Below are 25,853 nucleotides of genomic sequence, written 5' to 3' on the forward strand. Positions count from 1 at the left end.
CCTTTTCTGATCCGATAGCGCTATCGATTACACGAGCCATCCGGCGTTAGGCGCACCACGTGCGCAGCGATGGCCGAAGCAGCAATTCATGTCTTTCTCTGAACTCGGTTTGTCCGACAAGATTGTGCGTGCCGTGGCCGAACAGGGCTACACCACGCCGACCCCCATCCAGGCCCAGGCGATCCCCGCCATCCTCAAGGGCGGCGACCTGCTCGCCGGCGCCCAGACCGGCACTGGCAAGACCGCCGGCTTTACGCTGCCGATGCTGCAGCTGCTGTCCGACACCGCCGCCGCCCGTGCCGCCAACGGCGCGCAGCGCCCGGCCCGGCTGCCGGTACGCGCGCTGGTGCTGACCCCCACGCGCGAACTGGCCGCCCAGGTTGAGGAGAGCGTGCGCAACTACGGCAAGTACCTGCGCCTGCGCTCCATGGTGATGTTCGGCGGCGTCGGCATCAACCCGCAGATCGAGCAGCTCAAGCGCGGCGTCGAGATCGTGGTGGCCACGCCCGGCCGCCTGCTGGACCACGTGTCCCAGCGCACCATCGACCTGTCGCAGGTGGAACTGCTGGTGCTCGATGAAGCCGACCGCATGCTCGACATGGGCTTCATCCATGACATCCGCAAGATCCTCAACGTGCTGCCGGCCAAGCGCCAGAACCTGCTGTTCTCGGCAACGTTCTCGGACGATATCCGCGCACTGGCCGACCGGCTGCTGAACAACCCGGCCTCGATCGAGGTGGCACGCCGCAACACCACCGCCGAAACCGTGGACCAGCGCGTCTACCCGGTGGACCGCGAGCGCAAGCGCGAACTGCTGGCCCACCTGGTGCGCCAGCATGACTGGCACCAGGTGCTGGTGTTCACGCGCACCAAGCACGGCGCCAATCGCCTGGCCGAGCAGCTGACCAAGGACGGCCTGTCGGCGCTGGCGATCCACGGCAACAAGAGCCAGTCGGCGCGCACGCGCGCGCTGTCCGAGTTCAAGGCCGGCACGCTGCGCCTGCTGGTGGCGACCGATATCGCCGCGCGCGGCATCGATATCGACCAGCTGCCGCACGTGGTCAACTTCGACCTGCCCAACGTGCCGGAAGACTACGTGCACCGCATCGGCCGCACCGGCCGCGCCGGCGCCGAGGGCGAGGCGATCTCGCTGGTCTGCGTGGACGAGCATGCGCTGCTGCGCGATATTGAACGGCTGATCAAGCGCAAGCTCGAGCAGACCGTGCTGCCTGGCTTCGAGGTCGATCCGAGCATCGCGCCCGAGCCGATCCAGAAGGGCCGCCAGCAGCGCGGCGGTGGCGGCCAGGCCCCAAGCCAGGGGCGCGGACGCGGCCAGGCACGTCCGGCCGGCAATGGCGCCGAAGGCGAGGGCGTCCAACGCCAGCGTCCCGCGCGCGAGCCGCGCCAGGGTCAGGGCGGCCAGCCGCAAGGCCAGCCGCGCACCCGCGCCGCCGAAGGCGGCTCGCGCGGCAACGGTTCCGGCAACAGTTCGGGCAACGGCAGCCGCAGCGGCCAGCCCGCCGGCGCGCGCAACCCCGCACCGCGCCGCGACGGCCAGGACCCGGCGCGCGGCCAGCAGCGCGCCGCGGCCCAGCCCGCGCGCCCGGCGCACGACGCCGCGCCGGCCCCGCACGCAACCGCCGCCCCGCGCCGCAGGCCGCGCTGCTCGGCGGCAACCGCAAGCCGGCGCGCTGAGCTGACTAGGCTGACACCATGCACGCGTCCGACGCCCCGGCCGACCCCGGCGTACCCTACGCCGGCCTGACGCCGGAGCTGATGCTGGACGCGCTCGAAGGCGCCGGCCTGCGCCCCGATGGGCGCCTGCTGGCGCTCAACAGCTACGAGAACCGCGTCTGGCAGGTGGGCATCGAGGATGCCGCGCCGGTCGTCGCCAAGTTCTACCGCCCCGGCCGCTGGACCGACGCGGCCATCCTCGAAGAACACGCCTTCGTGCAGCAACTGGCCGATGCCGAGATCCCGGCCGTGCCCGCCATGGCGCTGGCGCCGGGCGAGGCCGGTACGCTGCTGCACCACGCCGGCTTCCGCTTCGCGGTATTTCCCCGCTGCGGCGGCCGTGATCCCGCGCTGGACCGCTCCGACACGCTGACCTGGCTCGGCCGCTTCATCGGCCGCATCCACGCGCTCGGCGCTGCGCAGCCTTACGAGGCGCGCCCCGCACTCGACCTCGACACCTTCGGCATCGCCCCGCGTGACTGGCTGCTGGCCAGCGGCTGCATCCCCGCCGACCTGCTGCCCGCATGGCAGTCGGTGGCGGACCTGGCGCTGGACGGCGTGCGCCGCTGCTACGAGCGCGCCGGCGAGGTGCGCCTGCTGCGCGTGCATGGCGACTGCCACCGCGGCAACGTGCTGTGGATCGACGAGGACGACGCGCGCGGCGGTACCCACGGCGCGCCGGGCCCGCATTTCGTGGATTTCGACGACAGCCGCATGGCGCCCGCCATCCAGGACATCTGGATGCTGCTCGAAGGCGACCGCGCGGCCATGCAGGACCAGCTGGCCGATATCGTTGCCGGCTATGAGGACTTTGCCGAGTTCCGCGAGCGCGAGCTATGGCTGGTGGAGGCGCTGCGCACACTGCGGCTGCTGCACTACAGCGCCTGGCTTGCCAGCCGCTGGGCCGACCCGGCGTTTCCCGCCGCCTTCCCGTGGTTCGGCACGGCGCGCTACTGGCAGGACCGGATCCTGGAGTTGCGCGAACAGGTGGCGCTGATGGACGAAGCGCCCCTGTGGGGCGCTTGAGGTTGAGTCACTGGCGCCCCTGAGGGCGCCGGTTTTCTCCCGCTCAGATCACCCCTTTTTCTCCGGCGCCTTCACCAGCAGCACCGGGCATTCCGCCTGCGCCAGCACGCGCCCCGCCACCGAACCAATCACCGCATCGAAGAACGAGCCGCGCCCATGCGTGCCCATCACGATGGCCTGTGCACCGACCGAGCGCGCATAGGCGACGATCTTCTCCGGCGCAAAGCCGTGCAGTGCGTGCCGCTCGAATGACACATTGGCCGCCGCCAGGATGTCGCACACGCCAGCCATCGCCTTGTCGCTGGCTTCCCTGTGCCAGTCGTCGATGGTTTCCTTGCTGACGAAGGCGCGCACCTGGCCGCTCACTTCCGGCGCCACATGCACGACATGCACGGTAAAACCGCTCTGCAGCAGCTTGCCTTCGGCGATAAAGCGCGCCGCGGCGTCGCTGAAGGCCGAGCCGTCGGTGGCGAGCACGATATTGGTCATGACGGAAATCTCCTGGATGGGGGCTGTCGGACGAGCCAGGTTGAGGAACACCGCCGCATGGCGGGGATCGGTGAAATCGGGCGGCGCGGTGCGCCGCCGCCATCTGGAACCATCATGGCAGGTTGTTTCCTGCTCGGACACGACTTGGATCAAGTTGGTTCGGAAATCGGCGATGCGGCAGTGCGATTGCCGGCCGCCGCCTTCGGCAGGATAAATGCGTCAACCTGCCTGAAACATTTGGCCATTGCCGCGCCGGCGCCGTGGCGCGTAGCATGCTCCCGAGCCCGCGCGCGCCTTTGCCGCGGCACGCCCGATCAGCCAACATAGCGAATACAAGCCGCCACCGCGCCCACGGCACGGGCGGACGGCGACCCCGGAGACGACGATCATGAGTGAGCAAGGCATGCTGCCCCTGCGCGGCATCAAGGTGGTGGAGTTCGAAGGCATCGGCCCCGGCCCCTTGTGCGGTGCGATGCTGGCCGGCCTGGGCGCCGACGTCACGCTGGTGACGCGCCCGGTCGCGCCGGACGCGCGCCGCATCCTGCGCGGCCAGCCCGTGCCGCCCGAGATGGAACTCGAGCATGGCAAGAGTGTGGTGCAGCTGAACCTGAAGTCGCCCGAAGGCGTGGCCGCCGCGCTGGACCTGGTGGCCGGCGCCGATGCGCTGATCGAAGGGCTGCGCCCCGGTGCGATGGAGCGGCTCGGCCTGGGCCCCAAGGCCTGCCACGCGCGCAACCCGCGCCTGGTCTACGGCCGCATGACCGGCTGGGGCCAGACCGGCCCGCTGTCGCAGAGCGCCGGCCATGACCTGAACTACATCGCGCTGACCGGGCTGCTGTCGATGGCCGCGCGCGACGACGCGCTGCCGATGGTGCCGCCGACGGTGATGGGCGATGCCACCGGCGCGCTCGGCCTCGCCTTCGGCCTCACCAGCGCGATCCTGAGCGCTCGCGCGAGCGGCGAGGGCTGCGTGGTCGATGCCGCGATCACCGATATCGTCGCCATGCTGGGCTCTCTGGTGCAGGTCTCGCGCGCCGCGGGCACGCTGGGTGGTCCACAGCCCAGCCCCTTCCACGATTCGCCGTTCTATGACGTCTACCGTTGCGCCGACGGCCGCGCCATCACGCTGGGCGCGCTCGAGCCGCAGTTCTACCGTGAGCTGCTCGAGCGGCTCGAACTGACCGACATCGATCCTGCCGCGCAATACGACCGCGCCCAGTGGCCCGCGGTGAAGGCGCACATTGCCGCCTGCGTCGCGGCGCAGCCGAGCACGCACTGGGAAGCGGTGCTGGGCGGCACCGACGTATGCTTCGCGCGCGTGCTGACGCTTGACGAGGCCGCACGCCATCCGCACAACCAGGCGCGTGGCACCTATCGCCTGTACCAGCAGGGCGAGCGCGAGGTGCCGCGCTCGGCGCCGGCGCCGCGCTTCCTGCCCGCCGGCACGGAGTGACCGGCCCCGCGGCCGCGCGCCGCGGGCATCCGCACCGGTTCGGCTACCATGCGTCATCCCCTTGCACCGGAGACACATACCATGGCCGAACCCACCCAACCTCCCGCCTATAGCCCGACGCCCGCCTTCGAGGCCGGCCTTGACGTGCGCACCGAGGTGCTCGGGCCCACCCATGTACAGCGCGCGCTGGACGCCGCCGCGCAGCAGGGCGACACCAGCCTGCAGCAGCTCGTCACGGAATTCGCCTGGGGCACGGTCTGGACCCGCGAAGGGCTGGACCGCAAGCAGCGCAGCCTGGCCACGGTGTCGATGCTGATCGCGCTGAACCGGCCGCAGGAACTGGCCGGGCACCTGCGCGGCGCGCTTGCCAACGGCGTCACGCCGCAGGAACTGCGTGAGCTGATGGTGCACAGCGCGGTCTACTGCGGCTTCCCTGCGGCGCTGGACGCCAGCCGCAAGCTCACTGAAGTGCTCGACGCCACCAATGGCTAGCGCATCGTCCGCTACGGAACCATCCGAGGGCGGCGCAGAGATTGCTGCAGCCGCGTAGCGAGGATTCGGCGCATGAATACTCCCGCCGCTAAAGCCTTCGGCTTGTAGCGGGGGTTTCCAGATTCAGTGACTCATGCGCCGTGCGGTGACCCGCGCGTCGACTGACTGGGTCTTCCCTGACGTAGGGAGCCCTTCGGCCCCCGGTTCGGAGCATCCCGCCCCTACCTTGGTTCTCAGGCGCATCGTCTTCTTCCGGGTCTTGGTCGAGAACTCACCCGACAGGACCATAGCCACGCCGCGGTCGCGAATCACCAGGCTTGCGTTGTGGTCCGCGTTGGCACGGAAGTCGCAGCGTTGGTTAAACAAATACGGCCTGCGGCGGCCGGTTGTCCGGGTGAGTGTGACCGCAGTGGCCACACTCCTGCGAACTGTGATGCGGTGGCGCGTTGATGACGAGCTTGTTTCGCACTGCCGGCAGCGCCACCGTGAAGGCTTGGCGCCGGTGTCATTGCCGTTGATCGTGCACGACTGCCCGGTGATGCTGCGGTGGGCCGCGCCATCGCGCCAACGCGGGTAGACTGTGGTCGTGTACGACGAATGTGACCCATCCGCTCGATGCCTCTGATCCTGACTGCTGCAGCACACCGGACCGGCGCGACCCCAGCGGCCACGCCTGCCCGAAAACCTTCCGTTCTGGCCGTGCGCGAGGCCGCCATACATGGTCGCGGCGCGTGGCTCGCGCGCAGTCTTGGCGCCGCAGTGCTGGCCTGCGCGGCGGCGCTGCCGGCCGCATTCGCGCAAGCGCCGGCGCCGGCGCAAGGGCCACTGTGGTTCGCCCAGGGACGCCCGGTGCCGGAAGCCCGCCAGGCGGTCGACGCGCTCGGCGGTGTCGCCGCCGATGGCCTGGATCCCCGCGACTACGATGCCGACGCGCTGCGCCAGGCGGTGACCCAGGCGGCAACCGGCCCCGTGCTGCCACCCGACGCCGCGGCGCGCCTCGATGCGGCGCTGACTGCCGCAATGGAGCGGATGGTGGCCGACCTGCACGCCGGCCGCGTCAACCCGCGCGCCGTCCACGCCAACTTCAGCCCGCAAGCCGACCGCCCCTTCGATGTCGCCACGGTGCTGCGTGATGCCGTGGCACAGCACCGGCTGCCCGACGCCGTCCAGCAGGCCGCGCCGTCATTCCCGCTGTATGGCACGCTGCGCCAGGCGCTGGCCCGGTATCGCGAGATCGCCAGGCAGCCGGTCTGGTTGCAGCCACTGCCAGCGCTGCCCGACAGCAAGCTCACGCCGGGCCAGCGGTGGGCGGGCATCGCGGCGCTGGCCGGCCGCCTGGCCGGACTGGGCGACCTGCCGGCGGGGACGCCGGTGCCGCCGCGCTATGAAGGCGCGCTGGTCGAAGGGGTCAAGGCGTTCCAGTCGCGGCACGGCCTGCAGCCCGACGGCGTGATCGGGCAGGCCACGCTGGCGCAGCTCAACGCACCCATCGCCAGCCGTGTGCGGCAGATTGAACTGACCATGGAGCGCATGCGCTGGACGCCGCTGGACGGTCCGCGCATGGTCGTTGTCAACGTCCCCGAGTTCATGCTGCGCGCGTATGAAGTGCGCGACGGCAAGCTCGACATCAAGCTGGAAATGAAGGTGATCGTCGGCAAGGCGCTCGATACGCGCACGCCGCTGTTCAGTGAGGACATGCGCTATATCGAGTTCAGCCCGTACTGGAACGTGCCGCCGTCGATCGCCAAACGCGAGACCATCCCGCGCCTGCGCCAGGATCCTGGCTACTTCAACCGGCAAGGGCTGGAATTCGTGACCGGCGACGGCAAGGCGGTGACCACGCTGTCAGAGGAGAACCTGGACGCGGTGCTCAATGGCCGCATGCGCATCCGCCAGCGCCCGGGCCCGACGAATGCGCTGGGCGACATCAAGTTCGCGTTCCCCAACAACGAGAACATCTACCTGCACCACACGCCCACGCCGCAGCTGTTCAAGCGCGACCGGCGCGACTTCAGCCACGGCTGCATCCGCGTCGAGACGCCGGTGGCGCTGGCGCAGTTCGTGATGCAGGACATGCCGGAGTGGACCGAAGCGCGCATCCACGAAGCGATGACGCGCGGCAAGTCGAAAACCGTGCGCCTGCAGCAGCCCTTGCCCGTGGTGCTGGCCTACGGCACGGTCATCGCGCGGGCCGATGGTCGTGTATCCTTTCTCCCAGACATCTACGGTCACGATAAATTGCTGGACAACGCGCTGCGGCAACGCACCGGGCGCGCCACGCTGCCAGCACTCGCACGCGCCAGGGGCTCCACGCCATAAGGCGCGGCTCGCACATCTAGAGGAAGTACCATGACTGATGCGACGCGCAAGGCACGCCGCCGCTTTCTTCATACCACCGGGACATTGGCGCTGGCCGCCGGACTGATGCCGCTGGCGCCGCGCAAGGCGCTGGCAAGCCTGCCGGATGGACACTCGCTGGCAAGCCTGCCAGACGCCCGCAAGCTCACTTTCGACCATACCCATACCGGCGAGCATATTTCGCTGGTGTACGCCGTGGGCGACCGCTTCCTGCCGGATGCGCTGACCTCGCTTAACGGCTTCCTGCGCGACCACTATTCGGGCGATGTCGGCGTGATCGACCCGCAGTTGTTCGAAGTGTTGTTCCGGGTGCGCCGCGAACTCGCCACCGACAAGCCGTTCCAGGTCATTTCCGGCTACCGCAGCGCGGCCACCAACTCGAAGCTGCGCAACACGCGCGGCGGCGGCGTGGCCAAGCACAGCCTGCATATGGACGGCAAGGCCATCGATATTCGCGTGCCGGGCGTCTCTCTGTCCGATGTCCGCGACGCGGCCAAGTCATTGCAGGCCGGCGGCGTGGGTTTCTACCAGGGCGAGCAATTCGTCCACCTCGATACCGGCCGCGTGCGCTACTGGTAAGTTCGCCTCGCCTCCGCTGGGCCGGCGACGGACCGTCCTCACTGGAACGGACCGGTTCTCCGGCTCACTGATACGTCAGCGTGAACGTCACCGATGTGTTGGCCGAGCCCGCCGTCACCGGCGCCGCGGTCTGGTAGTAGCGCGCCTGCAGCGGAATGGCGTGGTTGCCGCCCACTGCCGGGTTGTAGCCGGCAAGCGTCAGGTTGCTGCCCAGGGGCAGCACGTTGCCTTGTCCATCCAGCAACTGCACCCCGACACCGCGTGCACCCGAGGCCGCGTCCAGCGAAACCACAGAGCGGTTCGCATCGGCAACGGCGGTGACGGCATCCGCGCGGTACTGGATGCGGTTCAGCCCGGCGGGGCAGTGGTTCAGTCCGATCTGGAAACCGGTGGGTGCGGTCGTCGTGCCGGTGCCGCTGAACCCCATGTTCTTGTGCGAGCGCAGGTCGACGAGCACGTTCGAGGTGGTGCATGCCGCGGCGGTGAATGTCGGGCCACCGGTGAAGACCAGATCCAGCAAGCCCACCCGCGGCCCTATCCATCTGCGCCTGGCCGACGTTTCGTAGATTGACGGCCCCACCGGCGATCGGACCGGTCTTGACGAAGGCGGCCCGTGTGGTGACGCCGAACTGCGCCGCCTTCGACGGGCTCCGCTGTTGACCCAACTGATGACCTCATTCCAGGAGGTCATGATGGTCGTTTCCGTGGTCCATCCCGAAGGAGTGGCCACCTTCTTGCCAATGATGATGCCGACGCCCGGCAGGTCGGTCTGGAAAACGGCGTGCCGCACACCGTCCTCGGTAAAGTCCATGCCCGCCGGTGCCAGCACAGTGCGCACCTCGGGACCGGCCCAGTTGTTGGCGGGCAGATCGCACAACCAGGTATTGCGGTATGGCGAGCCAGTGGGGGCGATGGGGAAGGGTGTCAGGCGGGTGCCGACGGGCGCGTCGCGGGGCACGGCAAAGTTGCCGGCGGGCAGGCTGAAGCTCAGGGGATTGGCAGACGTGGTACATCCTGCAGCATGCGCGCTGCCCGTCATGGCCAGCCATGCGAGTGCGGCCAGGCATGCCGGCGGAAGGCATCGGTGTGGACGCCGGCGCGGCAATGCGTGGCGATCCCGGGTGCCAGCAGCTATTTGCATGACAGGAAGTCGGTGTGGATGCTGCATCGAAGCCCTCCGATGGCCGGCGGCCCTGCGCCGGCTTGCCAGTTTTTGGAAGCAGCGAGTGTAGAACTGGCTCAGGATGAAAATCTTCTGAAAGCCAAGGAAGGCACGAAACAGCAAGCGGAAGCGCACTGCCACTAGATCCCGCTGATCAGGCTTGGTCTACCCAATCCGTTGGTCACGATGACGTGATGAAATGCCGCATCGCATCTCAGCCCATCATCGTCACGTGGCAGGCCGGCGGGTTTGCCGTGCCCGTGCGTGGCATCTTCAGCGAATCGCCAAAGCAAAAAGCCGCGATCCCGTGGGGGATCGCGGCTTTTTAAATAGATGGTGGCGAATCAGGGACTCGAACCCCGGACCTGCGGATTATGATTCCGTCGCTCTAACCGACTGAGCTAATTCGCCAACGAAGACTGAGATTATACCTGGGCTTTCGAGGCTGTCAACACCTTCGTGCAAGGATTTTTCGAGAGCGTGCGGCCGCCAGGCCAGTGCCAAAAAAAACGGCAGGCCGGATGGCCTGCCGTCGTCGTTGCCCGCCGGACCGGCGTCAGTCGTGGGCGTAGATGTCCACGTCCTTGGTTTCCCGCACGAACAGCGCACCGATCACGAAGGTGAACGCCGCGATGATGATCGGGTACCAGAGGCCGTAGTAGATGTTGCCGTTCTGGGCCACCAGCGCGAACGAGATGGTGGGCAGCAGGCCGCCGAACCAGCCGTTGCCGACGTGATACGGCAGCGACATCGAGGTGTAGCGGATGCGGGTCGGGAACATCTCCACCAGCATGGCGGCGATCGGCCCGTACACCATGGTGACGTAGATCACCAGGATGACCAGGATCACCAGCACCATGATCGTGTTCATCTGCGCCGGGTCGGCCTTGGTCGGGTAGCCCGCCGCGGCCATCGAGTCGCCCACTTCCTTCTTGAACGCCGCGATTTGCTTCTTGCTGGCGTCGTCGAAGCTGTGGCCGTTCGTCACCTGGGCATCGAGGGCCTTGATCTCCTTGTCGCCGATCTTGACCGAGGCCATGGTGCCAGCCGGCGCCTCGACCACGTCATAGCTGGCCGATGCCTGCGCCAGCGTGCGCTTGGCGATGTCGCACGAGCTGCGGAAGTCGATCTCGCGGGCGATCGGGCTGCCCTGGAACGAGCACTGCTTCGGGTCGGCGGTCACCACGATCTGCGCGGTGTGCTGGGCACGCTCCAGCGCCGGGTTGGCGTAGTGGGTCAGCGCCTTGAACAGCGGGAAGTAGGTCAGCACCGCCAGCGCGCAGCCCAGCATGATGATCCACTTGCGGCCGATCTTGTCCGACAGCGAGCCGAAGAAGATAAAGAACGGCGTGCCGATCACCAGTGCGCCGGCGATCAGCAGGTTGGCCGTCTTGGCATCGACTTTGAGCACCTGCGTAAGAAAGAACAGCGAGTAGAACTGGCCGGTGTACCAGACCACGGCCTGGCCGGCGGTCAGGCCGAGCAGGGCCAGGATCACGATCTTCAGGTTGCGCCACTGGGCGAAGGACTCGGTCAGCGGGGCCTTGGAGGTCTTGCCTTCGGCCTTCATGCGCTGGAACGCCGGCGACTCGTTCATCGACAGGCGGATATACACCGACATGCCCAGCAGCAGGATCGACAGCAGGAACGGGATGCGCCAGCCCCAGACCTCGAAGTTGGGGCCGGTGAATTCGCGGCACAGCAGGATTATGATCAACGACAGGAACAGGCCCAGCGTGGCGGTGGTCTGGATCCAGGCCGTGTAGGCGCCGCGCTTTCCGTGCGGCGCGTGCTCGGCCACGTAGGTGGCGGCACCGCCGTACTCGCCGCCGAGCGCCAGGCCCTGCAGCATGCGCAGTGCGATCAGGATGATCGGCGCGGCCCAGCCGATGGTGGCGTAGCCGGGCAGCAGGCCGACGATAAAGGTCGACATGCCCATGATCAGGATCGTCACCAGGAAGGTGTACTTGCGCCCGATCATGTCGCCCAGGCGGCCGAACACCAGTGCGCCGAACGGCCGCACGATAAAGCCGGCGGCAAACGCGAGCAGCGCGAAGATGAAGGCCGAGGTCGGATCCAGGCCCGCGAAGAACTGCTTGGCGACGATCGCCGCCAGCGAGCCGTAGAGGTAAAAGTCGTACCACTCGAACACCGTGCCCAGCGACGAGGCAAGGATCACCTTGCGTTCTTCGTGGGTCATCGGTGCGTTCTGCGCGCCCCCTCCGGGCACCGCGACGTTCTGCACGTTTGCCATTTTGTCTCCTCCGTCTGGAATGGATCTCGGGCAAGGCGCGGCAACGCGGGAAAGGCCCGTGCCGCTGGCCGGGAGCCTGAGTTGCAGTGGATTGTGGGAGGCGAAACTTACTGAGTTCTGACAGATTCGTGCGCAAAAAGGCCGAAATTGTCGGGGTATACGCTAGCGGTGCGGGGTGCCTGGCATGCTGCGACGCACGCGCTTTCCGCCGCGGGATGGCTTCGCCAAGCGCTTTGCCGGCGTGCGGCTATGCAGCATCGATGCCTGCACCGCGCGAAGCACCCTGCGAAGGCAGGGGAGCGGGCGCGTCCGCGCTGTCGGTCGCCCTGTCAGCTTCGTCGTCGGCGCGGTTCATGCGCCAGGCGTAGAGCGCGGCCATCAGCACGTACACCACCAGCGCGCCCTGGGCCCCGACCCAGAACGAGAACGGCCAGCCGAAGAAATCGAAGCGCAGCTCGCGCGCGAACCAGGCCACCACGAAGGTGACCACGAACCAGACGCACAGCAGGCCGGCGATCCAGCGCAGGTTGCGATGCCAGGCCTGGCGCTGGCGGGCATCGGGACGATAGGGGGGCTGGCTCATTCTGCTGGCGGCTCGGTGGGGCGGCGCAGCGTCACGCGGAAATGCGCGCCCGCGAGCCGCGGCGATTGCTGGTAGACGTGGTCGGAAATCTGCACATCGCCGCCGTGCTGATGCACGATCTCGCGCACGATGGCCAGGCCCAGGCCGCTGCCTTCGGTATTGGTGCCGAGCACGCGGTAGAACCGCTCCATCACGCGTTCGCGCTCGGCCGGCGGGATGCCCGGCCCGGTGTCTTCCACGTCCAGGTAGGCGAAGGGCTCGAATGCATCGGCGCTGACACGCACGGTGGCATGGCCGCCGCGCGGCGTGTAGCGGATGGCGTTGTCGAGCAGGTTGTTCAGCATCTCGGTCAGCATCAGCCGGTTGCCCTGCACCATCACCGGATGGTCGTCCGCATCCAGCCCCAGGTCGATCTCGCGCGCCCAGGCCTGCGGCAGCCAGTCCTTGACCACCTCGCGCGCCAGCGCCGACAGGTCCAGCGCCGCCATGCCGCCGGTGCCGGCCAGGTTCTCCATGCGCGCCAGCGACAGCAGCTGCGTGACCAGGTGCGCGGTGCGCTCCGAGCTGCCGGCGATCTGCGCCAGCGAGCGCCGCAGCTCTTCCGGCGACTGCTCGCGCTGCGCCAGCTCGGCCTGCATGCGCAGCCCCGCCAGCGGCGTCTTCATCTGGTGCGCGGCATCGGCGATAAAGCGCTTCTGCGTCTGCACCGACTGGTCCAGTCGCGCCAGCAATTCGTTGAACGAGCCCACCAGCGGCGTGATTTCCTGCGGCGCGGCGCGTTCGTCGATGGGGCTGGTGTCGCCCGGGTTGCGCGTGCGGATGCGCTGCTGGATCGCAGTGAGCGGCGCGAGGCCGCGCGACAGCCCGAACCACACCAGCACCACCGCCAGCGGCAGGATTACGAACTGCGGCAGGATCACGCCCTTGATGATCTCGTTGGCCAGCCGCGCGCGTTTGTCCAGGGTCTCTGCCACCTGTACCAGCACCGGCTGCGTACCGCTGACTTGCTTGAGGTCGATATAGGTATAGGCGACGCGCACGTCGTTGCCCGCCACGCGGTCATCCCGCAGGGACACCAGGCCCGCATGGCCCTGGTCCTCCTCGGACGGCAGTGGCAGGTCGTGGTCGCCGGCGATGTACTCGCCGCGCTTGCCCACCACCTGGTAGTAGATGTTGTCGGTCTCGTCGGCGCGCAGGATCTCGCGCGCCGACAGCGGCAGCTGCAGCGTGACGCGGCCGTTGACCTCGCGCACCTGCTGGGACAGCACGATGGCGCTGGCCTCCAGCGCGCGGTCGAAGGGGCCGTTGGCGATCGACTTGGCCACCAGGTAGGTCACCGCGATGCTCATTGGCCAGAGCAGCAACAGCGGCGCCAGCATCCAGTCGAGGATCTCGCCGAACAGCGAGCGCGGCGCCGGATGCGCGGTGCTTTCTTCCAGGTGCGGCAGCGCGTCGGCCAGTTCCTGGTCGGCGGCATCGGCGTCGGGCGCCGCGGTGGGGGAGGGGGGCGGCACCGCGCGGTGCGGGCGCCGCCAGGGCAGTCGCAGCAGGCTCATCTCGACGGTGTGGGCTCAGGTCCGGTCGCGGGTTCGCCTGCGGAGAAATGAAATCGGCGGACGGAGTTTGTCAGGGTTGGGCAGCGACGGCTGGCTGGAATTTCTCCAGGCAGTAGCCCAGCCCGCGCACCGTGGCGATGCGGATGCCGCCCACCTCGATCTTCTTGCGCAGCCGGTGCACGTAGACCTCGATCGCGTTGTTGCTGACTTCCTCGCCCCACTCGCACAGGTGGTCCACCAGCTGCTCCTTGGATACCAGCCGGCCGCTGCGGGTCAGCAGGATTTCCAGCAGGCCGGTCTCGCGCGCGGACAGGTCCAGCATCTGGTCGTTCAGGTAGGCGATGCGCCCGACCTGGTCGTAGGACAGCGGCCCGTGGCGCATCAGCGTGGCGCCGCCGCCGGCACCGCGCCGCACCAGCGCGCGCACGCGCGCCTCCAGCTCGGACAGCGCGAAGGGCTTGGCCATGTAGTCGTCGGCGCCCAGGTCCAGGCCCTTGACGCGCTCGTCGACGCTGTCGGCGGCGGTCAGGATCAGCACCGGCAGCATCGCGCCGCGCGCGCGCAGGCGCTTGAGCACCTCCAGCCCGGACATGCGCGGCAGGCCCAGGTCCAGGATCAGCAGGTCGAAGGTCTGGGTCGACAGCGCCGAATCGGCTTCGAGGCCGCTGGCGACGTGGTCGACGGCATAACCCGAGTGGCGTAACGAGCGCGTCAGGCCGTCGGCCAGCACGTCGTCATCTTCGGCAATCAAAATGCGCATGGTTGTCTCCACCCGTGGCCGGCATAGCCGGCGCCACCGGAATGGGCGCGATGGGGCTTGCCAAGCATACTGTTTTTTTATACAGTACCCGCAATTCCACACGGGCTGCCGGGCGCGTCATAATTTGCATGTCCGCAGCGTGGCCGCGCAGATAGTCGGGCCCGCGGCGCTGACTCCGGAAAAGCCGGGGCCGCGCCACATGCGGCCTATTTATACACCATTGATTCAAGGACGACCATGGACGACAAGAAGGCAGGTGCCGGCGTGAGCGCCGAGAAGCAGAAGGCGCTTGCCGCCGCGCTCTCCCAGATCGAGAAGCAGTTCGGCAAGGGCTCGATCATGCGCCTGGGCGACGGCGAGGTCGAGAAGGACATCCAGGTGGTATCCACCGGCTCGCTCGGCCTGGACATCGCGCTGGGCGTCGGCGGCCTGCCGCGCGGCCGCGTGGTCGAGATCTATGGTCCGGAATCGTCGGGCAAGACCACGCTGACGCTGCAGGTCGTGGCCGAGATGCAGAAGCTGGGCGGCACCTGCGCCTTTATCGACGCCGAGCACGCGCTGGACGTCAGCTACGCCAACAAGCTGGGCGTCAACGTCGGCGACCTGCTGATCTCGCAGCCGGACACCGGCGAGCAGGCGCTGGAAATCACCGACGCGCTGGTGCGCTCGGGCTCGATCGACCTGATCGTGATCGACTCGGTGGCCGCACTGGTGCCCAAGGCCGAAATCGAAGGCGAAATGGGCGATTCCCTGCCCGGCCTGCAGGCCCGCCTGATGAGCCAGGCGCTGCGCAAGCTGACCGGCACCATCAAGCGCACCAACTGCCTGGTGATCTTCATCAACCAGATCCGCATGAAGATCGGCGTGATGTTCGGTTCGCCGGAAACCACCACCGGCGGCAACGCGCTCAAGTTCTACGCCTCGGTGCGCCTGGATATCCGCCGCATCGGCTCGATCAAGAAGGGCGACGACGTGATCGGCAACGAGACCAAGGTCAAGGTGGTCAAGAACAAGGTGTCGCCGCCGTTCCGCGAAGCCTTCTTCGACATCCTCTACGGACAGGGCATTTCGCGCCAGGGCGAGATCATCGACCTGGGCGTGGACGCCAAGATCGTCGAGAAGTCGGGCGCCTGGTACAGCTACAACGGCGACAAGATCGGCCAGGGCAAGGACAACGCGCGCGAGTACCTGCGCGAGAACCCGGACATTGCCGACGAGATCGAAAACAAGGTGCGCGCGGCGCTGGGCGTGGTGGCGATGAACCCCGTGGCAGCAGCGGAAGCGGTGGAAAACTGATCCCGCCAGCGGCCGCTGCAGCAGCCGGAAAGGCCGGAGCATCGCCGATGCGCCGGCCTTTTTGCTTTGGCTGCATGACGCAGCGCCAGCCCATGCCAATGCCCTGACCCTTCGATGGCAACCCGTCCCCCGCTTTCCCTGAAGGCCCGCGCCGTCGGCTACCTGTCGCGCCGCGAGCACAGCCGTGCCGAGCTGGCGCGCAAGCTCGCGCCGCATGCCGAGTCGCCCGAGCAGCTCGAGCAGCTGCTGGACGCGCTCGAGCGCGAGAACTGGCTGTCCAACCAGCGCTTTGCCGACAGCCTGGTGCATCGCCGCGGCGCCCGCTATGGCACCGCCCGGGTCATGCAGGAAGCCAAGACCCACAAGCTGGGCAGCGAACAGCTCGGCGAACTGCAGGACCGGCTGCGCGCCACCGAGACCGAGCGCGCGCGCGAGGTCTGGCGCAAGCGTTTCGGGTCGCCGCCGGCGACGCCCGAGGAGCGGGCCAAACAGGTCCGCTTCATGGTGGCGCGGGGGTTCTCGCGTTCCGTGGTCGGCAAGATCATCCAGGGCGCGGACGACGACTACGGCGACGAAGGCGACGCCGGCTGACCCGCCGTGGGGTGGCGTACGCGCCATTTTCCGCTCGATTACCTGCACTGCCGTAAGGGTGTATTGGCTGCACCGCGCGCTGCATTGCGCCATCGGCCGTTGGCTCGGCGCTGCGCGGCAGCGCCCTGATCAAGGCGTTTATGGCCGCTGCCGCTGGTGCGTTGCGGCAATACCATCACGACTTCTACTGCGCCCATGGTCGCCCGACAATGCGCGGCGACAGTCGCGGCGCAAGGATGTTCCCGGGCAACGCGGCGCGGCATGTTAAACTCCCCGGGTTATTCGGTGCTCCGGCACCGCCGTTCCCGAGCCCCCCAGCGTTCCGTTATTCCAGCCTGGCCATGCCTCTGTCCCAGCCCGTCAACCGCTCCCCGCGCCACCGCCGTACCATCACGGCCGATGCGTACCAGAGGGAGGACGGCCTGTGGGATATCGAGGTGCGCCTGACCGACACCAAGCCCCGCGACATCGAACTTGCCGGCGACCGCATCCGCCCGGTGGGCCAGCCCCTGCACGACCTGTGGCTGCGCATCACGATCGACGAGGACATGACGGTACTGGACGCCGAGGCTTGCTCGGACTGGGTGCCGTACCCGTCGCATTGCGACACCATCGGCCCGGCCTACCGCGAGCTGATCGGGCTGAACCTGCTCAAGGGCTTCCGCAAGGCGGTGCGCGAACGCCTGGGCGGCATGAAGGGCTGCTCGCACCTGACCGAGGCCGCCGGCGTGCTGCCCAGTACGGCGATCCAGGCCTTTGCCGGCGAGGTCATCAATATCCGCGACAACGGCGAGGACGATCCGAATCCGGAGCCGCCCTATCAGTTGAACGGCTGCCACGCCCTGCGTTTCGATGGCGAGGTGGTCCGAGAGTTTTACCCGCGCTGGTATGGTCACCAGCCGACGCCCAAGGCACGGGCCGAGGCAGCGCCTGCCGTCGCGACTGCGCCTCAGGCGCCGCCCGCGGCCAATGGCGACCGCGGTGGTCACCCAAACGACGGCAACGACGCTGTCCCGGCCGACCGGCCAACCGGCACCTCCGGCTGATTCTCAGGATCGGCCAGCCAGACGAGAGAGTTCGTCTCCTTTTTCAGATTCTTCCCTTCTACCTTTTACGCCTACCCGAAAGGAAACACGCATGAATATCCATGAGTATCAAGGCAAGGAAATCCTGCGCAAATACAATGTGCCGGTTCCGCGCGGCATCCCCGCGTTCTCGGTTGACGAGGCCCTGAAGGCCGCAGAACAACTCGGCGGCCCGGTGTGGGTTGTCAAGGCGCAGATTCATGCGGGTGGCCGCGGCAAGGGCGGCGGCGTCAAGGTTGCCAAGAGCATCGAGGACGTCAAGACCTATGCTTCGAACATCCTGGGCATGCAACTGGTCACGCACCAGACCGGCCCGGAAGGCAAGAAGGTCAACCGCCTGCTGATCGAAGAAGGCGCCGACATCAAGAAGGAACTGTACGTTTCGCTGGTGGTGGACCGCGTTTCGCAGAAGGTCGCGCTGATGGCCTCGAGCGAAGGCGGCATGGACATCGAAGAAGTCGCTGCCCACACCCCGGAAAAGATCCACACCCTGATCATCGAGCCGTCGGTCGGCCTGACCGACGCTGAAGCCGACGACATCGCCCGCAAGATCGGCGTGCCCGACGCGAGCGTGGCGCAAGCCCGCCAGGCCCTGCAAGGCCTGTACAAGGCGTTCTATGAAACCGACGCTTCGCTGGCTGAAATCAACCCGCTGATCCTGACCGGCGACGGCAAGGTCATCGCGCTGGACGCCAAGTTCAACTTCGACTCGAACGCGCTGTTCCGTCACCCGGAAATCGTCGCCTACCGCGACCTGGATGAAGAAGACGCCAACGAAATCGAAGCCTCGAAGTTCGACCTGGCCTACATCTCGCTGGACGGCAACATCGGCTGCCTGGTGAACGGCGCCGGCTTGGCCATGGCCACCATGGACACCATCAAGCTGTTCGGCGGCGAGCCGGCCAACTTCCTCGACGTGGGCGGCGGTGCCACCACCGAGAAGGTGACCGAAGCCTTCAAGCTGATGCTGAGCAACCCGAACGTGCAGGCCATCCTGGTCAACATCTTCGGCGGCATCATGCGTTGCGACGTGATCGCCGAAGGCGTGATCTCCGCGTCCAAGGCCGTGCACCTGACGGTGCCGCTGGTCGTGCGCATGAAGGGCACCAACGAAGACCTCGGCAAGAAGATGCTGGCCGACTCGGGCCTGCCCATCATCTCGGCCGACACGATGGAAGAAGCCGCCCAGAAGGTGGTGGCCGCTGCCGCTGGCAAGTAAGCCGTCGCACGAACGCAACCATACGCGAACGCGAGCGGTGCGCAGGCGCTCCTTGAGCCCTTGCGCGCGCCGCTCGTAGCCAAGCAAAGGATTACAGCATGTCGATTCTGATCAACAAAGACACCAAGGTCATCACCCAGGGCATCACCGGCAAGACCGGCCAGTTCCACACCCGTGGCTGCCGCGACTACGCCAACGGCAAGAACGCCTTCGTAGCAGGCGTGAACCCCAAGAAGGCCGGCGAAGACTTCGAAGGCATTCCCATCTACGCCAGCGTCAAGGACGCCAAGGCCCAGACCGGCGCCACCGTGTCGGTCATCTACGTGCCGCCCGCAGGCGCCGCTGCCGCAATCTGGGAAGCCGTTGACGCCGACCTGGACCTGGTGGTCTGCATTACCGAAGGCATCCCCGTGCGCGACATGATGGAAGTCAAGGACCGCATGCGCCGCGAGAAGAAGAAGACCCTGCTGCTGGGACCGAACTGCCCGGGCCTGATCACGCCGGACGAAATCAAGATCGGCATCATGCCGGGTCACATCCACAAGAAGGGCCGCATCGGCGTGGTGTCGCGCTCGGGCACGCTGACGTATGAAGCCGTGGGCCAGCTGACCGCGCTGGGCCTGGGCCAGTCGTCGGCTGTCGGCATCGGTGGCGACCCCATCAACGGCCTGAAGCACATCGACGTGATGAAGATGTTCAACGACGATCCGGAAACGGACGCCGTGGTCATGATCGGTGAGATCGGCGGTCCGGACGAAGCCAACGCGGCCAACTGGATCAAGGACAACATGAAGAAGCCGGTGGTTGGCTTCATCGCTGGCGTGACCGCGCCTCCGGGCAAGCGCATGGGCCACGCCGGCGCGCTGATCTCGGGCGGTGCCGACACCGCCCAGGCCAAGCTGGAGATCATGGAAGCCTGCGGTATCAAGGTGACCAAGAACCCGTCCGAAATGGGCCGCCTGCTGAAGGCAATGCTGTAATTGCTGAGTGCTTTCGAGCACGTCGTCGCCGCCGCGCGGCAATGACGAGACATTTGCCCCCGCCCCGTGCGGGGGCAATGTCGTTCTGGCGCGCCGCTTCTTAGGGTATGTCCCAAGCCGCCCCGGCCGGGGTTTGAAATGGAATCGAAAGGTTCGTGCGTTAAATAGTCATGTCTGTGTTTTCAGACATCCGAATCGCCGTCACATGACGCGTTCGGGCCAATAGATAGAACTCGAGGAGCCTCCCCGTGGAACTGCTGTCTTCCACCACATTCTGGATTGCGTTGGGATCGATCATCCTGACCAACATCGTCCTGTCCGGCGACAACGCGGTGGTGATCGCGCTCGCCTCGCGCAACCTGCCGCCCGCCCAGCAGAAGAAAGCCATCTTCTGGGGCAGCGCTGCCGCCATCATCATGCGCGTGGTGCTGACCGTGGCCGCGGTCAAGCTGCTGAGCCTGCCGTACCTGAAGATCATCGGCGCCGTGCTGCTGGTCTATATCGGCGTGCAGCTGCTGACCGGCGATGACGACGAGGAAGGCCACGACGCCAAGGACAATATCTGGGCCGCGGTCCGCACCATCCTGATCGCCGACCTGGTGATGTCGCTGGACAACGTGGTCGCCGTGGCCGCCGCCGCGCAGAAGGGCCCCGAGGGCAGCCAGCTGATGCTGCTGATCATCGGCCTGGGCCTGTCGATTCCGCTGATCGTGTTCGGCAGCACGCTGCTGCTGAAGGTGATGGAACGCTTCCCGGTCATCATTGTGCTGGGCGCCGCGCTGCTGGGCTACCTGGCTGGCGAGATGCTGGTAAGCGATCCGGTTGACGCAGCCTGGTTCGAGGTCCACGTGCCGCATGCCCACCTGGTATTTGGCGCTGCGGGCGCGATTCTGGTGGTGATCCTGGGCAAGCTGCTGAGCCGCCGGTCGGCGCAGACGGCCTGACGGGGTCTTTCCCTAGCCGAGAAGGGCGGCCTGCTGGCCGCCCTTTTTTGTTGGTGTCCGGGTACCGCCGCTGTCGGTGGCCTGGCCAACTAACTCATGTGAGTGATCGCACATTTTGTCGTTTTGCCTGGTGGTAGCGGGCATAGGTGACAAATTTTGGCGCTTGCCGCTGGCAACCCCCTGCCGGCTGACGAAATTTGTCGCTTTTTACCCCCTTCGGATGGGGGAGGCGGCTGGCACACTTACTGCTCAATGGTTCCCGCGTCACGAAACCGAAGACGTGCAACGCTTAACCAAAATCTCTTCGAGGGGTCAAATCATGCAACGGGTACAACAACTGAAGAAGCTGGGCCGTCGAGTCCAGAAGGGCTTTACGCTGATCGAACTGATGATCGTGGTGGCGATCATTGGTATTTTGGCGGCGATCGCGATTCCGCAGTATCAGGATTACGTGACGCGTAGCCGGTGGTCGAGTCCTCTGACGGAGATTGCGCCGTTGAAGCAGGCGATCGCCCAGTGTGCGCAAGTCTCGGGTGGGGACCTGACCGCTTGCGGAACTCTCGTCCAGCTCACCGCTGCGACCGGTTACCCGGCAGTACCCGCGCCCGTCGGCGTCACCTTGCTGTTTGGCGCAGGCGCGCCCACGGCACCCACCGTTACTACAACTACCATTCAGCTGACTGCAACGGCCAACAACCTGGGTCTGGCGAACGGATGTGTGGTGACTCTGACCGGCACCAGCAATGCGAACTCGATTACTTGGGCCGGTGTGACTACGGGCGGTACTTGCACGCGTGCGCAGACGGGTATCTAAGTACCGACTGCCACAAGAAAAAGCGCCTTCGGGCGCTTTTTCTTTGCCCAGCCCCCAAGCTATCATGCGCCTTTTCCCCTAAACAGGCGCCCCGATGCAGCCGTCCAGGCCCTTCCTACCGTCGGCCGCCCTCATCGCAGCAATCGTCGTCCCGCTGCTAGTCTCCCGGCATACGCTGCCGCTCGCGACGTTCTATGGCGAATGGATCGCAGCACTCTGTGTCATCGCCGTCTTCGCGATCCCGGCGATCCGCAAGCCCGCCGCATCGACCCCGGCAGCCGCCGTGTCGCTACCGTGGGTATCCTTGCTGTTCCTCTGGCTAACCGTCATCAGCCTGGTACTCGTCGGCCTCGGCCACCCTGACATCACCGGCAGCCGCACCATCACGGTCCTCACGCTGATCCTCGGCGCCACAGTGACATGCGCCGGATGGTGGCACCGCCGCGCGACAGCAACGAGCACGCAGGATATCGGCGATGCCTTCGCCACCGCCTTCCTCATTGCCGGCCTGCTAGGCACCGTTACGCAGTGGGTGCAACTGTTCCATCTCGAACCCCGCGCCTTCGGCCTCGTCTCCACATACTTCTACGACGACAACCGCCGCCTGTGGGGCAACCTGAACCAGCCCAACCACCAGGCCACGGTGCACGGGCTCGCACTGGTGGCATCCGTCTGGCTGGCTTCGCGCGGCAAGCTTCGTTTTCCGATGTGGCTCACGGCAGTCGCACTGCTGGAGAGCGGCATCGTTTTGTCTGGCTCGCGCACCGGCGTGCTGCACGTCGGCCTGGCCGCGGTCTACGCGCTGGTGGCCGCATGGCTGGCGCGCGGCACACCGCGCGAGGCGGACCCGATGCGACGTGCTTCCGGGCTGGTGGTAGCCGCTGTCGTGATGCTCGTGATGCTGCTGATCCTGCAACCGGCGATCCGCGTTGCTGGCCAGCTGCTGGACTGGCGCCTGTTCGACACCATCGCGCAGCTCGAAGCCGAGGACCAGATGTCCGCGCGCAGCGCACTGTGGGCGCATGCCGTGGCAATGTTCCGCGCGCACCCGTGGTTCGGCGTGGGCTGGGGCGAATTCGGCTGGTCACAGTTCCTGCAGCTGTCGCAGGTCGGCGTGAAGGTCGAGATGGCCCTGCATGCCCACAACGCCGTGCTCGACCTGCTGGCCAAGACCGGTATCGCCGGGACGGCCGGCGTCGCGATCATTCTTGCCGTGTGGCTGTGGCGCGTGGTGCGGGCGAGGCTGTGGAAGGCCGATGCCGACGAGCGCCGCCAGACCGTGCTGATGCTCGCCTGGCTGGCGATGCTGTGCGCGCATTCGATGCTCGAATACCCGCTGCACTACCTGTATTTCTTCCTGCCGTTCTGCTTCCTGCTCGGCTGGCTCGAGCCATCGGGCTTCGGGCACTGGCGCATGCCGGCAACGTTGGCGCGGGGGCTCACGCTCACGTTCGCCGTGGTTGCCGTGACGGTGCTGGCGACGATGTGGCAGGACTATCGCCGCGCAGAGGCCCGCGAATACGCGACCGGCGCGGCCCGCAACACACTGCCGATGCCGCGCTTCTGGTTCCGCCAGCATGCGCAGGCCGACGCCGCGGGGCAGGCCGCCATCACGCCGGACAACGCGGCTGAGCTGCTGCCCGCGCATATCGCTGCGGTGCACCTGCTGCCGACGCCGACGATGATCTCGCGCACCGCATGGCTGCTGGCGCTGACCGGCGATCCCGCGCAGGGCCGCCTGTGGATGGAGCGGCTGCGCTGGTACTACCTCGGCGATGAAGTGGCGCAGTACGCCGCGATCGCGCAGGCGTGCCGGGAAGTCAAGCCGGACCAGCGCCCGCAGGCGTTCTGCGCGTGGGTCAGCGACCGCTCTCGCCGGCTGTCGGAGTGGGGCCGCCGGGACTAGTAGTACGGGACGTAGTAGGCCGGCGGCGGGGGCGCGTAGTAGTAACGCGGCGCCGGAGCCTGAGCCGGCGCCGCGGCCACGCGCCCGGCGACCGGCACGCGGTTGCCGCTGGCGTACATGCACTGCACGTAGGCGGCATCGTATTGCCGTTGCGTGCCGTAGCCTGCGTACTGCGCATTGCCGGCCCCGAACGCGGCGCCGGTCAGCAGGCCCAGGCCCGCGCCTACCGCCGCACCCGATCCGCCATCGAAGGCCGCGCCGGCCGCCGCGCCCAGCGCGGTGCCGACCACGGCGCTGCCGACCGCCGCATTATTGGCGGCCTGCGACGACGAGACGCCGCCCACCTGGCCAAGCGCGAACTGGCGGCAGTTGTAGTCGTCGGCGCGGAACTGGTCGAAGCTCTTGCCGGTGCCCGGCAGCGCCATCACGCTGGGGCCGGAGGGCATCACGGCGCAGGCGCCGAGGGTCAGGGTGGCCACGGCCAGCGTGGCCCGGGTCAGGGCATGCATGGTGGTCACCCCGCGTCAGGAGTTGGGTGGCGGTTGGGCCGGTACGCGCTGCCATCCGCCGGGACAGGACTGCACGTAGGGGTAGTAGCCTTCGGGCTGGTTGCAGTGGTACCACCAACCCTGATCCTGCGGCACGGCGTTGTCCGGGCTGGGGGCCGGCACCGGGCCGTTCGGGCCCTGTTCGATGTACTCCTGCGGCGCCGCAGGCACGGCGACCATCGGGGCCGGGTAGTAGTACGGAGCCGGGTAGGCGTAGGGGGAGCCACCGTAGAACACGCCGGGCCCGAAATAGAGGCCCACGCCGACGCGCGTGCGCGTCTGGACAAAGCCGCCGCGTGTGTCGCTATCGTGCCAAACGGCATTGTGGAATTCGGCCCGCCCGGCGAGGGCGGCGCCGCTCGCGGCCGTCGCCGCCAGTGCCAGGGCCAGCTGGCAGAGCATGCGCCCGTTCATGGTATTCACCTCATCCCCGCACGCACCGCACGGCGCGCCACGGGCAGAGACCGCCGGCCGCGAAATGCGCCGGCCCGCAATCGTATTGAATACCAAATTGTCACGCGCCGGCGCCGGCGCGGCGTACGTGGAAATGCGGCGTTACCTTTATTACCGGGGAACGACAGTGGCGTAAGACGGTGTGATACCGCGCAACGGTGCGCGTGAGTCTCCGGCAAATGGGAAGCATCGCTGGCGGCTGGTTTGCCCCTGAATGCTTCCCACGGCCCTCCTGCTATTCAGCAAACAGGTCTGGACCAAACACCTCGTAGTGAATGCGTGCCTCATGGACGCCCAGGTTCTTGAGGGCATCATGCTGCATTCGCATAAACGGGATCGGACCGCAGATGTAGTAGTCGGCATCGGGCAGGGAAACCGCTTTCTCAATCAGCTTCACATCGACCAGTCCTGGGTAGTCATAATCCCGTCCCTGCGTATCCTGAGGCAGCGGCTGGTCATAGAACACAAAGAGATCGAAATTCTCGTTCGCCTTGGCCGCCTCACGCAGTCGGTCGCGCATGGCGTGCACAGCACTATTGCGTGCGCCATGAACGAACACCACGTGGCGCTGTGGATCCTGTATTGCCCGCTTGAGCATGCTGATCATCGGTGTCAGCCCCACGCCGCCGCTGATCAGGACAATCGGTGTCTTGGCGTCGACATCGATATGGAAGCTCCCATACGGCGCAGCCAGCCTGACTTCGTCCCCGACATTGACGTGATCATGCAGCAGGTTCGAGACATGGCCCGGTGGCTGTGTTCCGCCAGCTTCACGTTTGACGGAGATGCGATAGCTGCGCCCGTTTGGCATGTCCGACAGGCTGTACTGGCGAATTTGCTGCAATCCGAGCGCGGGCACATCGATCGCGACGCTGGTGTATTGGCCGGGCTCGAAATTCAACACCGGACCACCATCGACCGGCTCGAGGATGAATGACGTGATCACGTCGCTTTCGGGGCGCTTCTCGCGAACCACAAAGGTGCGCCATCCCTTCCAGCCACCCGGTTGTTCCGAAGAACGGTCGTATAACTCGCTCTCCATGCCCATCAGGACATCGGCAAGGTTCCCGTAGGCTTGTGCCCATGCCGAAATGATTTCTTCGTTTGCGGCGTCGCCCAGGATTTCCTTGATGGCCGCCAGCAGGTGTTCCCCAACAATCGGGTACTGTTCCGGTTTGACGCCGAGGCTCGCATGCTTGTTGGCAATGTTCTTCAACACGGCCATCAGGCTGCCCGGGTCCTCGATATTCTCCGCATACGCGTAAACCGCCCGTGCCAGCGCCTGCTGCTGCTGGCCCTGTTCCTGGTGGGCCATGTTGAACACGTTCTTCAGTTCGGGGTGCGCTTCAAACATGCGTTTGTAGAAGCACTTGATGATGTCGTAGCCGTGTTCGGCCAGCACCGGTGCAGTGGCCTTTACGATGTCCTTCGTCTTCTGAGTCAACATGGTCGATCTCCTTTGCGCGGGCGTGGCGGGGGCGCCAAATCGCGCGGGGCTGGACGGTGGCCTGCCTCGTCGGTTTGATCGATGTAGTCTAGGTGAGAGGTTCCTGACGGAGCAACGCGAAGCT

Annotated in this window: 23 protein-coding genes, 1 tRNA gene and 1 pseudogene; 15 read left to right on the forward strand and 10 right to left on the reverse strand. The window is 66.8% G+C overall.

The window, feature by feature from the left end:
* The first annotated feature begins 88 nt into the window (after window positions 1-88).
* Together K307_RS28290 and K307_RS28295 are read left to right on the forward strand one after the other, a co-directional pair.
* Window positions 89-1,695 (forward strand): annotated as a pseudogene (locus K307_RS28290) (DEAD/DEAH box helicase).
* Window positions 1,696-1,713: 18 nt separating this feature from the next.
* Window positions 1,714-2,760, forward strand: a complete 1,047-nt coding sequence (locus K307_RS28295) for a serine/threonine protein kinase (RefSeq protein WP_042884145.1) — start codon at window positions 1,714-1,716, stop codon at window positions 2,758-2,760.
* Between the two features lie 48 nt (window positions 2,761-2,808).
* Here the strand turns inward: K307_RS28295 and K307_RS28300 are convergent, their stop codons facing one another.
* Window positions 2,809-3,249: a universal stress protein gene (locus tag K307_RS28300; RefSeq protein WP_042884147.1), complete on the reverse strand. Its 441-nt coding sequence runs from the start codon at window positions 3,247-3,249 to the stop codon at window positions 2,809-2,811.
* Window positions 3,250-3,637: 388 nt separating this feature from the next.
* On the opposite strand from K307_RS28300, the gene K307_RS28305 reads away from it, so the two are divergent.
* The 4 genes from K307_RS28305 to K307_RS28325 all read left to right on the forward strand — a co-directional run bounded on the left by K307_RS28305 (window position 3,638) and on the right by K307_RS28325 (window position 8,131).
* Window positions 3,638-4,702, forward strand: a complete 1,065-nt coding sequence (locus K307_RS28305) for a CaiB/BaiF CoA transferase family protein (RefSeq protein ID WP_042884148.1) — start codon at window positions 3,638-3,640, stop codon at window positions 4,700-4,702.
* Window positions 4,703-4,783: 81 nt separating this feature from the next.
* Window positions 4,784-5,194 (forward strand): carboxymuconolactone decarboxylase family protein, encoded by a 411-nt coding sequence (locus K307_RS28310; RefSeq protein WP_042884149.1) that lies wholly within the window; start codon window positions 4,784-4,786, stop codon window positions 5,192-5,194.
* A 615-nt stretch (window positions 5,195-5,809) separates the two neighbouring features.
* Entirely contained in the window at window positions 5,810-7,513 is a 1,704-nt protein-coding gene (locus tag K307_RS28320) for a L,D-transpeptidase family protein (protein WP_080745255.1), read from the forward strand.
* 30 nt (window positions 7,514-7,543) lie between these two features.
* A complete protein-coding gene (locus K307_RS28325) occupies window positions 7,544-8,131 on the forward strand; it encodes a YcbK family protein (protein WP_042884151.1) in 588 nt (195 codons plus the stop codon).
* 64 nt (window positions 8,132-8,195) lie between these two features.
* Here the strand turns inward: K307_RS28325 and K307_RS49885 are convergent, their stop codons facing one another.
* Window positions 8,196-9,434 carry a fimbrial protein gene (locus K307_RS49885; RefSeq protein WP_230626148.1) on the reverse strand — a complete coding sequence of 413 codons (1,239 nt, stop codon included), beginning with the start codon at window positions 9,432-9,434 and terminating at the stop codon, window positions 8,196-8,198.
* A gap of 53 nt (window positions 9,435-9,487) precedes the next feature.
* Here K307_RS49885 and K307_RS50435 point away from each other — a divergent pair, with 53 nt between their 5' ends.
* Entirely contained in the window at window positions 9,488-9,622 is a 135-nt protein-coding gene (locus tag K307_RS50435) for a hypothetical protein (RefSeq protein ID WP_268989228.1), read from the forward strand.
* 5 nt (window positions 9,623-9,627) lie between these two features.
* On the opposite strand, the gene K307_RS28335 is transcribed toward K307_RS50435, so the two are convergent.
* The 5 genes from K307_RS28335 to K307_RS28355 all read right to left on the reverse strand — a co-directional run bounded on the left by K307_RS28335 (window position 9,628) and on the right by K307_RS28355 (window position 14,446).
* Window positions 9,628-9,704: transfer RNA gene (locus K307_RS28335), tRNA-Met, on the reverse strand.
* 145 nt (window positions 9,705-9,849) lie between these two features.
* Entirely contained in the window at window positions 9,850-11,547 is a 1,698-nt protein-coding gene (locus K307_RS28340) for an MFS transporter (RefSeq protein WP_042884153.1), read from the reverse strand.
* A gap of 247 nt (window positions 11,548-11,794) precedes the next feature.
* Window positions 11,795-12,130 (reverse strand): DUF4212 domain-containing protein, encoded by a 336-nt coding sequence (locus K307_RS28345; protein WP_042884154.1) that lies wholly within the window; start codon window positions 12,128-12,130, stop codon window positions 11,795-11,797.
* Window positions 12,127-13,686 (reverse strand): sensor histidine kinase, encoded by a 1,560-nt coding sequence (locus K307_RS28350; protein WP_042884155.1) that lies wholly within the window; start codon window positions 13,684-13,686, stop codon window positions 12,127-12,129. Before K307_RS28350 ends, K307_RS28345 begins: the two co-directional genes overlap by 4 nt.
* Window positions 13,687-13,756: 70 nt before the next feature.
* On the reverse strand, window positions 13,757-14,446 hold the full coding sequence (locus K307_RS28355; protein WP_042884157.1) for a response regulator transcription factor: 690 nt from the start codon (window positions 14,444-14,446) through the stop codon (window positions 13,757-13,759).
* A 237-nt stretch (window positions 14,447-14,683) separates the two neighbouring features.
* Here K307_RS28355 and recA point away from each other — a divergent pair, with 237 nt between their 5' ends.
* From recA to K307_RS28395, 8 genes are all read left to right on the forward strand, one after another.
* Entirely contained in the window at window positions 14,684-15,742 is a 1,059-nt protein-coding gene (gene recA, locus K307_RS28360; protein ID WP_042884159.1) for a recombinase RecA, read from the forward strand.
* A 114-nt stretch (window positions 15,743-15,856) separates the two neighbouring features.
* Window positions 15,857-16,333 carry a recombination regulator RecX gene (gene recX / locus K307_RS28365; RefSeq protein WP_042884160.1) on the forward strand — a complete coding sequence of 159 codons (477 nt, stop codon included), beginning with the start codon at window positions 15,857-15,859 and terminating at the stop codon, window positions 16,331-16,333.
* Between the two features lie 341 nt (window positions 16,334-16,674).
* Window positions 16,675-17,379: a DUF2889 domain-containing protein gene (locus tag K307_RS28370; RefSeq protein WP_042884161.1), complete on the forward strand. Its 705-nt coding sequence runs from the start codon at window positions 16,675-16,677 to the stop codon at window positions 17,377-17,379.
* 91 nt (window positions 17,380-17,470) lie between these two features.
* A complete protein-coding gene (gene sucC / locus K307_RS28375; RefSeq protein ID WP_042884162.1) occupies window positions 17,471-18,637 on the forward strand; it encodes an ADP-forming succinate--CoA ligase subunit beta in 1,167 nt (388 codons plus the stop codon).
* Between the two features lie 98 nt (window positions 18,638-18,735).
* Entirely contained in the window at window positions 18,736-19,617 is an 882-nt protein-coding gene (gene sucD / locus K307_RS28380) for a succinate--CoA ligase subunit alpha (RefSeq protein ID WP_042884163.1), read from the forward strand.
* 248 nt (window positions 19,618-19,865) lie between these two features.
* Window positions 19,866-20,561: a TerC family protein gene (locus K307_RS28385; RefSeq protein WP_042884164.1), complete on the forward strand. Its 696-nt coding sequence runs from the start codon at window positions 19,866-19,868 to the stop codon at window positions 20,559-20,561.
* A 319-nt stretch (window positions 20,562-20,880) separates the two neighbouring features.
* Entirely contained in the window at window positions 20,881-21,375 is a 495-nt protein-coding gene (locus tag K307_RS28390; protein WP_042887496.1) for a pilin, read from the forward strand.
* A gap of 94 nt (window positions 21,376-21,469) precedes the next feature.
* Entirely contained in the window at window positions 21,470-23,281 is a 1,812-nt protein-coding gene (locus K307_RS28395; RefSeq protein ID WP_042884165.1) for a PglL family O-oligosaccharyltransferase, read from the forward strand.
* On the opposite strand, the gene K307_RS28400 is transcribed toward K307_RS28395, so the two are convergent.
* From K307_RS28400 to hmpA, 3 genes are all read right to left on the reverse strand, one after another.
* Window positions 23,278-23,790 (reverse strand): glycine zipper family protein, encoded by a 513-nt coding sequence (locus tag K307_RS28400; protein WP_042884167.1) that lies wholly within the window; start codon window positions 23,788-23,790, stop codon window positions 23,278-23,280. The genes K307_RS28395 and K307_RS28400 overlap by 4 nt on opposite strands.
* Window positions 23,791-23,805: 15 nt before the next feature.
* Window positions 23,806-24,243, reverse strand: a complete 438-nt coding sequence (locus K307_RS28405; protein WP_042884168.1) for a hypothetical protein — start codon at window positions 24,241-24,243, stop codon at window positions 23,806-23,808.
* Between the two features lie 274 nt (window positions 24,244-24,517).
* Entirely contained in the window at window positions 24,518-25,729 is a 1,212-nt protein-coding gene (gene hmpA / locus K307_RS28410; RefSeq protein WP_042884169.1) for an NO-inducible flavohemoprotein, read from the reverse strand.
* Window positions 25,730-25,853: the final 124 nt, after the last annotated feature.

Source organism: Cupriavidus necator A5-1, from assembly GCF_000744095.1.
Taxonomy (GTDB): Bacteria; Pseudomonadota; Gammaproteobacteria; order Burkholderiales; family Burkholderiaceae; genus Cupriavidus; species Cupriavidus necator_A.